Annotated in this window: 14 protein-coding genes; 2 read left to right on the forward strand and 12 right to left on the reverse strand. The window is 43.5% G+C overall.

Annotation, left to right across the window (positions count from 1 at the left end; genetic code table 11):
• Positions 1 to 5: 5 nt before the first annotated feature.
• The 7 genes from FS666_RS12595 to FS666_RS12625 all read right to left on the reverse strand — a co-directional run bounded on the left by FS666_RS12595 (position 6) and on the right by FS666_RS12625 (position 10,534).
• Positions 6 to 770 (reverse strand): SDR family NAD(P)-dependent oxidoreductase, encoded by a 765-nt coding sequence (locus FS666_RS12595; protein WP_144462357.1) that lies wholly within the window; start codon positions 768 to 770, stop codon positions 6 to 8.
• A 25-nt stretch (positions 771 to 795) separates the two neighbouring features.
• Positions 796 to 1,884, reverse strand: a complete 1,089-nt coding sequence (locus tag FS666_RS12600; RefSeq protein WP_144462355.1) for a tartrate dehydrogenase — start codon at positions 1,882 to 1,884, stop codon at positions 796 to 798.
• 46 nt (positions 1,885 to 1,930) lie between these two features.
• Complete coding sequence (locus FS666_RS12605; protein WP_186306551.1) at positions 1,931 to 3,376, reverse strand: aldehyde dehydrogenase family protein; 1,446 nt, start codon at positions 3,374 to 3,376, stop codon at positions 1,931 to 1,933.
• A gap of 181 nt (positions 3,377 to 3,557) precedes the next feature.
• Complete coding sequence (locus FS666_RS12610; protein WP_144462351.1) at positions 3,558 to 5,384, reverse strand: sigma-54 interaction domain-containing protein; 1,827 nt, start codon at positions 5,382 to 5,384, stop codon at positions 3,558 to 3,560.
• A 177-nt stretch (positions 5,385 to 5,561) separates the two neighbouring features.
• A complete protein-coding gene (gene parC / locus FS666_RS12615) occupies positions 5,562 to 7,994 on the reverse strand; it encodes a DNA topoisomerase IV subunit A (protein WP_144462349.1) in 2,433 nt (810 codons plus the stop codon).
• Positions 7,991 to 9,970 (reverse strand): DNA topoisomerase IV subunit B, encoded by a 1,980-nt coding sequence (parE, locus tag FS666_RS12620; protein ID WP_144462347.1) that lies wholly within the window; start codon positions 9,968 to 9,970, stop codon positions 7,991 to 7,993. Before parE ends, parC begins: the two co-directional genes overlap by 4 nt.
• A 150-nt stretch (positions 9,971 to 10,120) precedes the next feature.
• Positions 10,121 to 10,534 carry a CoA-binding protein gene (locus tag FS666_RS12625; RefSeq protein ID WP_144462345.1) on the reverse strand — a complete coding sequence of 138 codons (414 nt, stop codon included), beginning with the start codon at positions 10,532 to 10,534 and terminating at the stop codon, positions 10,121 to 10,123.
• Positions 10,535 to 10,700: 166 nt separating this feature from the next.
• Between FS666_RS12625 and plsY the strand changes: the two genes are divergently transcribed.
• Together plsY and FS666_RS12635 are read left to right on the forward strand one after the other, a co-directional pair.
• Positions 10,701 to 11,282 (forward strand): glycerol-3-phosphate 1-O-acyltransferase PlsY, encoded by a 582-nt coding sequence (gene plsY / locus FS666_RS12630; protein WP_144462343.1) that lies wholly within the window; start codon positions 10,701 to 10,703, stop codon positions 11,280 to 11,282.
• A 91-nt stretch (positions 11,283 to 11,373) separates the two neighbouring features.
• Positions 11,374 to 11,667, forward strand: a complete 294-nt coding sequence (locus tag FS666_RS12635) for a HesB/YadR/YfhF family protein (protein ID WP_144462341.1) — start codon at positions 11,374 to 11,376, stop codon at positions 11,665 to 11,667.
• A 17-nt stretch (positions 11,668 to 11,684) separates the two neighbouring features.
• Here FS666_RS12635 and FS666_RS12640 read toward each other — a convergent pair whose 3' ends face one another.
• The 5 genes from FS666_RS12640 to FS666_RS12660 form a co-directional block, all read right to left on the reverse strand.
• A complete protein-coding gene (locus FS666_RS12640; RefSeq protein ID WP_144462339.1) occupies positions 11,685 to 12,005 on the reverse strand; it encodes a hypothetical protein in 321 nt (106 codons plus the stop codon).
• A 1-nt stretch (position 12,006) separates the two neighbouring features.
• Positions 12,007 to 12,444 carry an acyl-CoA thioesterase gene (locus tag FS666_RS12645; protein WP_144462337.1) on the reverse strand — a complete coding sequence of 146 codons (438 nt, stop codon included), beginning with the start codon at positions 12,442 to 12,444 and terminating at the stop codon, positions 12,007 to 12,009.
• Positions 12,445 to 12,730: 286 nt separating this feature from the next.
• Positions 12,731 to 12,964: a small acid-soluble spore protein Tlp gene (tlp, locus tag FS666_RS12650; RefSeq protein ID WP_120073721.1), complete on the reverse strand. Its 234-nt coding sequence runs from the start codon at positions 12,962 to 12,964 to the stop codon at positions 12,731 to 12,733.
• A 25-nt stretch (positions 12,965 to 12,989) separates the two neighbouring features.
• Positions 12,990 to 13,133 (reverse strand): acid-soluble spore protein N, encoded by a 144-nt coding sequence (locus FS666_RS12655; RefSeq protein ID WP_144462335.1) that lies wholly within the window; start codon positions 13,131 to 13,133, stop codon positions 12,990 to 12,992.
• Positions 13,134 to 13,186: 53 nt separating this feature from the next.
• Complete coding sequence (locus FS666_RS12660) at positions 13,187 to 13,324, reverse strand: FbpB family small basic protein (RefSeq protein WP_120073637.1); 138 nt, start codon at positions 13,322 to 13,324, stop codon at positions 13,187 to 13,189.
• Positions 13,325 to 13,499: the final 175 nt, after the last annotated feature.

Raw genomic sequence — 13,499 nt, forward strand, 5'->3', positions numbered from 1 at the left:
ATCGATTATATGCCGCGTCCTCCATCAATATTTAAGACCTCCCCTGTGACAGCCTTTGAAAGATCGGAAGCCAGATAAAGGGCCCCTTGAGCAATGTCTTCCGGTTCTATTAACATTCCCAATGGAACACTGTCTTGAAAAATCCTTTTCACTCCCTCTTTTTTATCTGTCTCATCTCCAACGAGGAATTGACCGATCATTGGTGTGTTGGCAGGGCCGGGATTGATGACATTCACTCTGATCTGATAAGGAGCCAACTCCAAAGCCAATGCTTTGGTCAGCATGATGGCAGCCCCTTTTGAGGCACAATAAGCATTTAAACCAGGCCTTGCTCTGATCCCGGCGATGGAAGCTATATTTACGATACTTCCACTCTTTTGCTTCTTCATGAAGGGTACTGCATATTTGGCCATCAGAAAAATAGATTTTGAATTTACATTCATAATGGCATCCCATTGCTCCATCGTTAATTCTTCAATGGAAGTGAAGGATTGGGGAACTCCGGCACAGTTCACGACTATATCCAGGCCGCCATAAGCAGCCACTGTTTTGGACACTAAACTGTCAACATCAGATTCACTGGCCACATCGGCTTGGATCGTTTGTACACGCTGATGTGCGGCCGTATCAGCCGTCGTTTTGGCAGACTCATCATTTATATCCGCAATTGTTACATTCGCCCCTTGTTTGGCAAATAAATGGGCAATCGCTTTTCCCATTCCTGAACCTGCACCTGTAACAATTGCCGTTCTTCCCTTTAATAGACTCATAACGAATCCCCCTTATAAAGGTGGTTTATAGATTATGGCCAACAGCCAATTGGGCCATTTTAGAGATGATTGCATCTCCCATTTCAACGGTGGTTGCTGTCCCGCCGAGGTCAGGTGTCCTAATATTTCCATCAACTAAAACAGCTTCAATCGAGTCCACTATGAGTTTGCCAATATGATCATGACCGAGATGATCCATCATGAGACCAATACTCCAAATGGATGCAATTGGATTGGCAATGCCTTTTCCGGCTATATCGGGAGCCGATCCATGAATCGGTTCAAACATCGATGGGTAGGCCCGCTCCGGATTGATGTTACCGGATGGCGATATGCCCAATCCCCCGACAATCGCTGCGCCCAAATCAGTAAGAATATCGCCGAACAAATTGCTACCTACGACTACATCGAACTCCTCCGGCCGGGAAACAAAGTAAGCGGCAAGGGCATCAATATGATAGAGTTGGGTTTTAATGCCGGGATAATTGCCGCTGATTTCTTTCACCAGCTCATCCCAGAATGGCATGGTAAAATTAATGGCATTGGATTTGGTAGCTGCCGTAAGACTTTTTTTCTTTCTTTTTTCAGCCAAAGTAAAAGCATAGTTTAAAATTCTTTCCATTCCAAATCTTGTAAATACGCTGTTTTGCATGGCCAATTCATAGGGGGTTCCCTCATGAACGCGCCCGCCGCTATTGAAATATTCTCCTTCGGTATTCTCCCGAATGACCACAAAATCAAGATCCTCATGGTTTTTATAGCGCAATGGACTTTCCATTCCTCGAAGCAGTTTAATCGGCCGCAAATTGACATACTGTTGAAATTTCTGGCGAATCGGCAGGATTAGTTCCCAAACAGAAATGTAATCAGGAACGGTCTTTGCTCCAACAGCTCCAAAAAGGATCACATCAAAATCTTTTAAAATTTCCAGACCATTTTCAGGCATCATTCTGCCGTTTTTGAGATAATAATCACAACCCCATTCGAAATGTTCACTGTAAAATTTCATACCGCCATGAAGCTCCTCTAGCTTTTTTATCATTTTTAGAGCTTCATTGGTGACCTCCGGACCAATGCCATCGCCCGGTATAACTGCCATTGAAAAAAACTGCACATGTTTCACTCCTTTCATTTTCTGTTTTCTAATCCTGTATGAGGATTTACTCGTTACTTTTAATTTTGATCGCGATATTTTTTAATTGTGTATAATTTCGCAATGCCTCAACGCCTTTTTCACGGCCAATACCGCTCTTTTTATAACCCCCGAATGGAAGTTCAACTCCGCCTGCTGCTCCGTAGTCATTGATAAAAACCTGACCGCTTTTAACTTTCCCGGCGATTCTGTGCGCCCGGGAAATATCATTGGTCCAGATTCCTGTTACAAGGCCATATGGAGTGCCATTTGCAAGTTCAATCGCTTCATTTTCCGTTTCAAATTCAAACACCGTCAAGACAGGGCCAAAAATCTCCTCTTGCGCAATTTCACTGGTTCGGGAAACGTTTTCAATGATGGTTGGTTCAAAGTAAAATCCCTTATTCAAATGTCCCCCTGTCGCCCGCTTGCCGCCAATCACAATCCGGGCGCCTTCTTCCTTTGCTCTTTTAACCATGGCCATGATCCGCTCAAATTGCTTTTGGGAGATAATTGGCCCCAACTCACTGTCATTTACCCCTGGGCCAATCTTTATTTGCCGCATTTTCTCTGTTAACATTCCGAGCAGCTTATCCTTTATCGTGGAATGAACCAGTAATCTGGAGCCGGCCGAACACGTTTGGCCGGCATTCTGAATAATCGACCGCATCACCCATGAAACCGTTTCTTCAAGATCGCAGTCAGGAAATACAATATGCGGGGACTTGCCTCCCAACTCCAGTGTGACCGGGATAATATTTTTTGCAGCCGATATCATCACGCTGGCTCCTGTGGCGACTGAACCGGTGAAGGTGACGTGATTGACATCAGGATGATTCACAAGGGCAGCTCCAGCCTCCTCACCATAGCCGGTGACAACTTGAAGCGCATGTTTCAGTACATCAATCTCCGAGAAGATCTCGGCCAGCTTTAATGCGGATAAAGGGGCATCTTCAGCAGGCTTAACAACGACTGTATTTCCAACAGAAATGGCTGCTGCTACACCCCTTGATGTAATTTGCAGCGGATAATTCCAAGGAATAATCTGCGCACAAACGCCCATTGGTTCACGCACCGTGTAGTCAATAATATTTGGTGCTACAGGGATTGTTTCACCAAAAAACTTGTCTGCAACCCCTGCATAATACTCAAAATAGCGAGCTCCACTTTCTACATCACTTCTCGCTTGGGCCAGCGGTTTTCCCGTATCCATTGTTTCAACCATTGCTATCTCTTCTATCCTTTCACGCAATTTGCACGCCACTTCGTAAAGTGCACGGCCCCTTACGCTCGGCCTCAAGGATTGCCATTTCGATGATTCAAAGGCTTGTTTAGCCGCCGAGACAGCCAAGTCAACATCTTCTTTCCCCGCCCTGGGAACTCTGTCTATCTCCTCTTGATTTGCAGGATTATATACGGATAAAAACTCTCCTGAAACAGAATTTGTCCATTGAGTATTCACGTACATCTTCATTATCTGCAACTCCTTTCGAACCGGCCTTTATTCAAATGAAATGGAAACAGTCTTGGTTTATGTGATTGCAATTTTTATGCCAAAACAAAATATTCAAAATAGACAGATAAAAACAGGGCAGCCCAGCCCTGTTCTTCTGTTGATGTTTTATAAATGCAACATTTGATTGTATTTTGCAACATCATAATTTATATTCTTTCATTTTTCTCCATAAGGTTGAACGATCAATTCCAAGTGATTGTGCTGCTAATGTTTTGTTATTCCCATACCTTTCCAATGTCGTCAGGATGAGTTCTCTTTCCTTATTTTTTATGCTGCCTTTCATGTCAGGGTCCTGCGTGCTCCTCCTCCTGTTTATTTTTTCTATAAGAAATTTTGCATCTTTTAGCCTTAACACCGCTCCTTCTTCAAGTACTACCATCCGTTCTATGGTATTTCTTAATTCGCGAATATTGCCGGGCCAGTCGTATTTCTGAAATAAACAAAGTAATTCCTTTTCAACTGTTTCAATTTTGATTTTTCTTTTATCATTATATTCCTGTATAAACGATTCCACCAGCTTTGGGGTATCTGCCAGCCGCTTGCGCAAAGGCGGCAATTCCAAAGATAAAACATTTAAACGATAATATAAGTCAGCGCGAAATTGCTTTTGTTCAACCGCTTTCTCTAAATTTCGATTGGTTGCAGTAATGATGCGGACATCTACCGGAATAATTCGTTCGCCTCCCACACGCCTGATCGCTCTTTCTTCAAGAACCCTCAACAAGAGCGCTTGAATACGCAAGGAAATTTCACCGATTTCATCTAAAAAAAGTGTGCCTCCATGGGCCAGTTCAAACAAGCCAGGCTTACCATCTTTTAGTCCTCCTGTAAAGGTGCCTTTTTCATAACCAAACATTTCACTTTCGAGAAGGTTTTCCGGCAATACGGCACAGTTCACCGCGACAAATGGTCCAAGTGCACGGCTGCTTGCGGAATGAATTCCTTGGGCGAATAATTCCTTGCCAGTTCCGGACTCACCTGTAATCAAGACCGTAGACTCCGTTCCAGCAAATTTCCTTGCCAGATTTACTGCCTCTCTTATTTCAGAAGTATCTCCAATAATATCACTTAAGCGATACTTGGCTTCCAATCCGTGGCGATGAAGTTTTCTGCGCAGCTGCAATTCGATTTTCTGAATGTCGGTAATTTCTTTAAAGTTGGAAACGGCTCCGACAATTTTTCCTTTAACGATAACAGGAGAACGGTTAATGACCACTTTGCGGCCGCCGATTGTCGCAATATCATTCCTTTCAATCTCTCCTTTCTCCAAAATCCGGATCATATCGGATTGCGGAATAAACTCAGTAATGTTTCTTCCCTTCATTTCCGCTTCTACGCCGAGGAGGATTTTCGCATGTTCGTTCACAAGCTTAACCTTCCCGTTCCGATCAATGGCGATCACCCCGTCATGCGTTGAATGGACAATGGCATCAACCTGGTATCTTTCCTTTAAATGTTCCTCCGTTAAAGCCACTAACGAACCGGCTGTTTGTAAAAAAGGTATCAAAGAGATAAACGTCGGTTTAATAAAATGAATATTTTTCATCCTAGGGTTGGGAATAAACCCTTTTAGCCAGATTGGTGTTAAATACATCATGCTGGAATTTAGCGCTGAAGTCTGATTTTCGGTTAGATAGGACATGTGAAATGCTTTATTCTTATAAGAATGTTTCAACCACGCTATTTCTTCGTCTGAGGCAATAAAGGTGAGTTCCTTCATATCTGGAGATTCGGCCTTCATCCATCTTTCGATATCGTCAGCATTGAGGTGAATGGGGATAACCGGAAAAGAAAGGTCTGCTAATTCTTTTCGAAAAATTGCCGGAGTGATAATGACCATCGGGTTCATGATTTGATCCAATATCGAATTAATCGAATAAAAACTGACGACTTCATATCCCATTTCTGTTAACAACTGTTTTATTTGGCATTCGTAGACATCATTCATTTTAAAAAGAGCTATCATACTATCATTCCCCCAAAATGAGGTTTTTGCTGCTTCTGATATAAAATATTCTATACACACTGCAAAATCCCTTTTTAGTTTGGGATTCTAAAATATCACCAATCAGAAAATAAACATCAACTTCTTTTAAAAAACACGTAAAAAGACAGTCCCAAGCTAAAGGACTGTCTTTCACCATTATAAAGTTTCGATTTCAGGGTCGATCCATATTTCAATAATATGGCCGCTTTCTTTTTCGTTAATGATAAATGAACCGTTTGAATAGCGGTCGTTGAACCTTAATTGGGATGGAAGAATTTTTTCGATATTGCCGCGGTCGGTCTGTATATTTATAGGCCGGTCATCGTTTGTTAGTTTCAACCCCGAGACTCTGTGAGGGTTGCTTTTCAGCTCTCTCAGCATGACTACGCCCCGTTTGGCACGTCCGCTCTTTTCAAATTCTGACAGTTTTATCTTCTTGACAGCGCCCCGGTTTGTTGCAATGAATACTGCCGGACTGTCTTCTTCATGGAAGACTTCTCCGCCAACGACGAAATCTCCGTCCACCAAATTCATTCCGATGACACCAAGTGCACGTACGCCTATGGGATTTACCTCTGATTCATCGAAATAGACCCCATAGCCAAGATGTGTTGCCATAAATATATTGCAATTGCCGTCGGTAATATGTACATCGACGACAGCGTCATCAGCCCGCAAGTTGATGGCGACGAGCGGCCGGGAATACCTCTGCACCTGATAAAGCCGAAGGGAACTTTTTTTCACCATGCCGTTTTTTGTGACAAAAAACAGGTATTGTTCCTCTTTAAACTCTTTGACCGATATTGCTTTGATGATTTCTTCATCCTGATTGATCGGCACAATGCCGGAAATATGCTGTCCGAGATCTTTCCAGCGGATGTCCGATAACTCATGGACAGGCAAATAAATGTAGTTGCCTTTATCGGTGAAGAGAAGCAGCGTATCCGCCATATTCAATTCTTCCTGAAGCAGCAGCCTGTCCATTTCTTTCATAGCCAAGTCCTGGCCATTGGATGCTGAATAGGACCGGATGCTGGTCCTTTTTACATAACCATCCTTTGTCACCGTAACGATTACGTCTTCATTCGGTATTGTGACTTCCAAATTGATTTTAATTTCCTCTATCTTATCTTCAATGACCGTCCTGCGTTCATCAGCATATTTTTTCTTGACGTCTTTCAATTCTTTCTTGATGACACTTAATAATTTTTTCTCGCTTTCCAAAATAGCGGTCAGCTGTTTGATTAATGCGTTTAACTGCTCGGCTTCCTTTTGCAATGCGGTAATATCCGTATTCGTCAAACGGTACAATTGCAAAGAAACAATGGCTTCGGCCTGCTTTTCCGAAAAATCAAATCTCTTGATCAAGTTGTCCTTTGCATCCCGCTTATCCTTTGATGCCCGAATCGTTGCAATGACTTCATCAAGGATGGAGAGAGCTTTCATCAGCCCTTCAACGATATGCTGCCGCTCAAGTGCTTTTTCTAAATCGTATCGGGAACGGTTTGTAACGACTTCTTTTTGGTGCTGAATATAGGAGTCAAGCAGGTCCAGTATGCCCATCAGCTTCGGCCTTTGATCCTGGATCGCCACCATATTAAAATTGTATGTTACCTGAAGGTCGCTGTTTTTAAACAAGTAATTCAGTATTCCTTCAGCATCGGCTTCCCGCCTCAATTCGATGACGATTCGAAGCCCTGTCCGGTCTGTTTCATCACGGACTTCCGAAATTCCTTCCAGCTTTCTGTCCAGGCGGAATTCATCAATCCTTTTTACGAGGTTCGCTTTATTGACATCATACGGAAGCTCGTGTATGACAATTTGCTGTCTTCCCCCCCGGATCGGCTCAATGTCTGTCTTGCCCCTTACGACAATTCTCCCTTTTCCGGTTTCGTAGGCTTTTTTTATTCCATCTATCCCTTGAATGATGCCGCCTGTTGGAAAATCCGGACCTTTGATTGCAGTCATTACTTCTTCCACTGAGCAAGCCGGCTTTTCAATCCTCATGATGACGGCTTCGATGACTTCTCCTAAATGATGGGGAGGAATATCGGTCGCATAACCTGCGGAAATCCCAGTAGATCCATTGACCAGCAGGTTGGGGAATCTTGCCGGAAGGACTGTCGGTTCAGAGGAGGTATCATCAAAGTTAGGAATGAAATCTACAGTATTTTTGTCAATATCCCTTAGCAGCTCCGCAGACAGTTCGGAAAGCCGGGCCTCCGTATACCTCATGGCAGCCGGAGGATCTCCATCAATGCTTCCGTTGTTGCCGTGCATTTCAACAAGAATATTACGCACTTTCCAGTCTTGGCTCATCCTGACCATCGCGTCATAAACAGATGTGTCACCGTGGGGATGGTAATTCCCGATTACATTTCCCACTGTTTTTGCCGATTTCCTGAAGCCTTTATCTGCCGTATTCCCATCTGTATGCATTGCGTATAAAATTCTTCTTTGTACGGGTTTTAATCCATCGCGCGCATCCGGAAGGGCCCGGTCTTGAATAATGTATTTACTGTAACGGCCAAATCGGTCGCCAAGCACTTCTTCAAGGGGCAAATCTTGAAATCTTTCTGCTGTACTCATGAAATTGCAGATCCCCCTTCTGATGTGATATTTTCATTCTCTAATATATTCGTATCTTCCTGCATGCCGAATTGGACATTTTTCTCAATCCACTTCCTGCGGGGTTCAACTTTATCACCCATTAATGTTGTCACCCGTTTTTCCGCGCTTGCCGCATCATCGATAAGGACCCTTATGAGCGTTCTCGTTTCAGGGTTCATTGTCGTTTCCCACAGCTGGTCCGGGTTCATCTCTCCAAGACCTTTATAACGCTGAAGCATGAAGCCTTTACCGACCTTCTTTGTCACTCCGTCCAATTCTTCATCAGTCCATGCATACTCAATCACTTCTTTTTTGCCTGTGCCCTTGCTCACTTTATAAAGGGGAGGAAGGGCAATGAATACTTTCCCCGCCTCAATCAAAGGCTTCATATAGCGATAGAAGAACGTCAATAGCAGCACTTGGATATGGGCGCCGTCTGTATCGGCATCTGTCATGATGATCACTTTATCGTAATTGACATCATCAATATTGAAGTCTGGTCCCACTCCGGCACCGATTGTATGGATGATCGTATTGATTTCTTCATTCTTAAAAATATCTTCAAGCTTTGCTTTTTCCGTATTGATGACTTTTCCCCTTAGAGGAAGAACTGCCTGGAACCGCCGGTCACGCCCTTGTTTGGCAGATCCCCCTGCCGAATCGCCTTCGACGAGATAGAGTTCGTTTTTATTCGGATTTTTTGATTGGGCGGGAGTAAGTTTTCCAGACAATAAAGCATCTGTCCGTTTTTTGCGTTTTCCGCTGCGGGCATCCTCCCTCGCTTTTCTGGCTGCTTCCCTTGCCTGGGCAGCTTTGATTGCTTTTTTTACAAGCAGGGAACTGATGGCCGGATTTTCTGCAAGAAAATAAGATAAATGCTCCGAAACAGTTGTATCAACGGCCGATCTTGCTTCTGCCGTACCCAGCTTCCCTTTTGTCTGGCCCTCGAATTGCAGCATATCTTCCGGGACACGAACCGAAACGATAGCAGCGAGGCCTTCCCTGATATCGGTTCCTTCGAGGTTCTTATCCTTTTCTTTCAGCATTCCATTTTTACGGGCAAATTCGTTAAATACTCTCGTTATGGCTGTCTTTGCCCCTACTTCGTGGGTACCACCGTCTTTAGTTCTGACATTGTTTACAAAAGACAGGATATTCTCTGAAAAGCCATCGTTAAACTGGAAGGCAAATTCCACTTCTATGCCTCCCGCTTTCCCTTCTATAGAAACAACCGGATGAAGGACATCCTTCTCCCCGTTCAAATATTCTACAAAGGCTTCTATGCCATTCTCATAATGGAAGACCTCCTGCTGATCGTTCCTTAAATCGATGAGCTCAATTGTAAGTCCTTTTAGCAAGAAAGCCGACTCCCTTAAACGGCTGCTCAACACTTCGTAATTAAAAGAAGTGACACTAAAAATAGCCGGGTCCGGCTTAAAATGAATTGTGGTCCCTGTTTGTCTGGCCGTCCCCAAACATTCAAGTGTCGTTTCCGGTCTCCCGCCATCGCGGAATCTTTGTTCGTAAACATATCCGTCTCTTTTAATCGTTACTACAAGCCATTCGGAAAGGGCGTTTACAACCGATGCACCGACTCCATGAAGTCCGCCGCTCGTTTTATAACCCCCTTGCCCAAACTTCCCTCCTGCATGCAACACAGTCAGGATAACTTCAGTTGTGGGTTTTCCCGATTGGTGCATGCCGGTAGGCATGCCCCTTCCCTTGTCTTCAACACTCACACTGTTATCTTTATGAATTTTAACGATGATCCGATCGCCGAATCCTGCCAGGGCTTCGTCCACCGCGTTGTCAACTATTTCATAAACAAGATGATGCAGGCCGCGCGCATCCGTTGATCCGATATACATCCCCGGCCGCTTCCTGACAGCCTCCAGCCCCTCCAATATCTGGATGGAGTCATCATTATAATCAGTCATTGTCATATTTTCAGCCATAATCGCTCTCCCTTCATAGGGCCTATAACCGCCATTGAAACATTTGTTCGTAACACTACTATACCATATTTACCAAAGCATGTCTTATTGTATATCCCAATGATCCCTTTTGGCAAATGCGAAAAAAACAAGCGCCGGCTGCGCTTGTCTTTATCGTGTCAATGAATGTTCAACCTTGATACAGCGGTTCATAATGACTGTATGCCCTCTGTCTTTCAAAAAACGGTATGCTTCCTCATTTTCTACGCCAAGCTGGGCCCAAAACACATCTGCATCGATTTCATCGAACTCTTTTGCAAGATCCGGCAGGTATTCGGAGCGCCTGAATATGTTTACTATATCAACATGTCCATCAATATCCTTTAAAGAGCCTACAGCTTTAACACCGAAGACTTCATCGACATTCGGATTGACCGGGATGATGTCATATCCGGCTTCTTTCATTGCCTCCGATACACTGTAAGATGTCCGCTCAGGATTGTCACTCAGTCCCACAACAGCGATCCGCTTTGCCTTTTTTAAAATTTTACCTATTTCATCCCTGGTTGGATTTTCGATTGCCATAATTAGCCTCCTTATATTGTTTCTCTTTACACTATCGTATGCCACTATTTCCTTTCATGCAAGCGCCATCATAGGTATTGCAGGAAATCTTGATCATTTTGGCCGCTATCCATGGTACAATAAAAAAGCAAATGCATCACTTTCTTTTATAAAGGGGCAATTAATTATGCTTTATTTCGTTGTTATTTTATTATCATATTTGATTGGCTCTATTCCGTCAGGATTGATTGTCGGAAAGCTTTTTTATGGAATTGACATCAGGGAACACGGCAGCGGCAATCTCGGGGCCACCAATACATTTCGGACACTCGGTAAAAAGGCGGGAGCAGCTGTCACAATTGCCGACATTTTAAAAGGAACCATTACTGTCTTTCTCCCTTTCTTGTTTGACCTTCATATTCACCCGCTGCTTGTCGGTCTTTTTTCTGTAATTGGCCATATGTTTCCGGTCTTTGCCAACTTCCGGGGAGGAAAAGCGGTCGCCACTTCTGCGGGGGTATTGCTCGGTTATAACTATATGCTTTTTATCATATTGGTCGCAGCCTTTTTAATTACTTTAAAAATTTCCAAGTATGTCTCTCTTTCATCCATGGTTGCGGGGATATTTGGAATTATTTACAGCCTGATTCTTCAAGACTGGCCATTGGTTATAGTCGTAGCAGCATTTGAAACATTTGTCGTTTACCGTCACAGGGAAAATTTAAAAAGGATACGGGATAAAACAGAGCCGAAAGTGAAATGGCTTTAGAAATGTTAACAGAAAAGGTGTGCGACGGAGGCTCAGAGATGAACATTGGAAGAAGCAAGAGAAAAGGGATTAACAGAGGTGATTTTCGAATATGCAAATAAAAATATCTGATCATGCAATGGAATGGTTTAAAGATGAAATGTTTTTAGAAAAAGGTGACAATGTAAGGTTTTTTGTCAGGTATGGCGGTTCCAGCCCCCTTCAGGAAGGTTTTTCCCTTGGAATGAATAAGGAGGAACCGATGGATCCCGGAGTTGAATATAACAAAGACGGGATTACATTTTTTATTGAAGAAAGGGATCTATGGTATTTCAAGGACCATGACCTGATCGTTAATGTTGACGAAAATAGCGATGGCCCCACCTACAGTTATGAAAAGGAGTAATCCAATCAGGCAGTTCATCATGAGCTGCCTGGTTTGATTTGGGTCAAGCGGGAAAGCTGATACAGCTTTCCTTCTTCCCGAAGGATCTGCAGCTGTTTATTTCCCAGAAGATCGTAATGGGAATAGCCGTCTTTCCTGATGTGAATCCACTCTTTTTTCAAACCGTATCCGGAACCCCATTCTGCCAGCCGGCCCAAGTCCTTACAGCCGACCTTTGTTACTGTTTTCATATCCGGAAAGCGGTCATCCAGCCAGAAATGAGTAATAAATGCAATATTTCCATTATCTATTGAGGCCTTCCATTTTCTCAATTCATCTCTTGTAATGCCAAATGCCATCTTAGTCGCCCTCGGGCTGCTGTTTTTTCTTTGCTTTTTCGTAAGCTTCGTGCCAATCGGGAAACATTTTTTTCAGACGAATTGGGCGGAAATCCTCTTTTCTTACGCAAACGTGGCTTGTAAAACCTGTAACTGACTGTTCCCCGTTTTCATTAAGGATGCTGTATCCATAGATGACTTTAAAGCCGTCATACGAATCGATCCAGGTTTTAACGATGGCACTTTCTCCATATGTCAGCGGCTTTTTATAGGAAACCTGAACATCCAATACTGGTGCCAGAATACCGCCTTTTTCCATTTCCGCGTAGGAAAATCCCAAATCTTTAATGAGCTGTGTTCTTCCGAGCTCCATCCAGACGATATAGTTGGAATGGTGCACCACTCCCATCTGGTCTGTCTCCGCATAACGCACTTCAATCTTTTTTTCAGAAATGATCATGATATCCACCCCAATGATTATATGTACATTCTCATTCTAACATCTTGGGCTGAACTAAGAAAAGCGCAAGCGCCTTGCCCATCGACGTACAGACTGGAGTGCCTCCGACAAGATAAAGGAAATACGGCGAGGAACGAGCCGATGTTGACTTATCGTAGGAGGAGGTACGAAGTCTGCTTCGATAGGCGCTGGAGCTAGACAACAAAAGGCATTGTTCAAAATTTTAAAGCTAAAACATCTTGTACTTTCTTACTCAGAAATAAAAGCCGGCATGCGCCGGCCTGTATTAATAATCGTTATTTTGCTGGGCAGCTGCTTCATCTTTGATTTCCTCGCGCATGCCCTGAATGCTTTCTCTTCTCCGCTCATTTTTTTCTTCAATTTGAGCTTTTTGTTCCTCATTCGAAAATTGCATCGTTTCCTCAGCCTTTTCCATATTTTCTATTGTATTGTGGACCATTTCCTGCAGCTTTTCAACGTTATCGCTGCGGTCATCCGGTTTAGGCCTGTAGTCTGCCATAATATTTTCCCCCTTCAACATGGTGTTATTCCCCTTTTGTCTGAATGACATGAGGCTGACGTCCTGTTTTGTCCGCCATTTTCTTTCCTTTGTTTGCGTCAACAGCAACGGACTTTTCCCCGAGATGATCCGGTGTAAAGTTTTCTTGGCCTCTTTTTGGATTGCCCATATTACTCCCCCTTCCATATCATTGTTTCCCGAAGGGGAAAAAATATGAGCTGCTTAACTGATTTTGCCCCGTTTCAAATGCTTCTCTTCCAATCGGTTTTCGATTTTTTCCAAAGCATCGAGATCTTTGAGCAGAGCCTCTCTATTTTCTTCCACTAAATTCAAAAATGTTTTCCTTTTGCTTCTTCTCACGCTTGATCACTCCTTTACTATATTATTGTCCTAACCAACTATAGTTAAACCAATTTTCTAACTCTTTTTAAAATGGAATTTGCATATAAGAAAAGCGCAAGCGCCTTGCCCGTCGACGTACAGACTGGAGTGCCTCCGACGAGATAAAGGATAAGGAAAGGCGGAGAGTGCCTGC

The organism is Siminovitchia fortis (assembly GCF_007681465.1).
GTDB lineage: Bacteria > Bacillota > Bacilli > Bacillales > Bacillaceae_C > Siminovitchia > Siminovitchia fortis.